Genomic DNA, 633 nt, shown 5'->3' with positions numbered 1-633 from the left:
CCTCCGCCCTGGCGGCCTCGGCGCTCAGCCGCGCGGCGAGCGCGTCCGTGCCGCCCTCGGCGGCCGCCGCCTCGGCCAGGCCGTGCAGCGCGCGGGCCAGGGTTGGCGTCTCGGTGGCGTCCAACGCGGTGAACAGGCGGGCCGCGCGGTCCCGCCAGACGCGGTCGACCACCTCGTCCGGATAGGCCGGCCACTCCACCGGTGCCCAGCCCTCGCCGCCGTCCGCCGGCAGGCCGTGGAAGATTCGGGCCGCCAGCAGCGAGACCTCGCGGTCCACGTCGCCGGGCCGTTCCAGCAGGTCGCAGGCCGGCCGCTGGCCGAGCCTGGCGGCGAAGCCGTCGGCCAGCCGGTCCCTGCTGGAGAGTTCGGTGAGCGCGGCGGCCACCCCGGCGTCCAGGCCGCTGGGCCAGCGCCCGGTGCGCCAGGCGGGCAGCGCGACCCGGGTCAACAGCCGGTCCCAGCCGGCGTACGCGAGCCCGACCTGCTCCTGGGCGAGGGTGCGCAGCCCCTGGTCCACGCCCCTGGCGCGGGCGGCGGAGGCGGCGGCGACGCCCCGTTCCATCCCGGAGGCGTGGTCGGCGGCGGCCCGCAGCAGGCGGCGGGCGAGCCAGCCGGCGCCGGCGGTCAGCGGCG

The 633-nt window shown here is 80.3% G+C and carries 1 pseudogene; it reads right to left on the bottom strand.

The features are described 5' to 3' along the window. Positions 1-633, bottom strand: a pseudogene (locus EBN88_RS30105) (hypothetical protein); the annotation flags it as partial.

Source organism: Streptomyces triticirhizae (genome assembly GCF_003696235.1).
Taxonomy (GTDB): domain Bacteria; phylum Actinomycetota; class Actinomycetes; order Streptomycetales; family Streptomycetaceae; genus Streptomyces; species Streptomyces triticirhizae.
The sequence above is the reverse complement of the archived record's forward strand: the minus strand, read 5'-3'. Positions and strand labels throughout refer to the sequence as shown.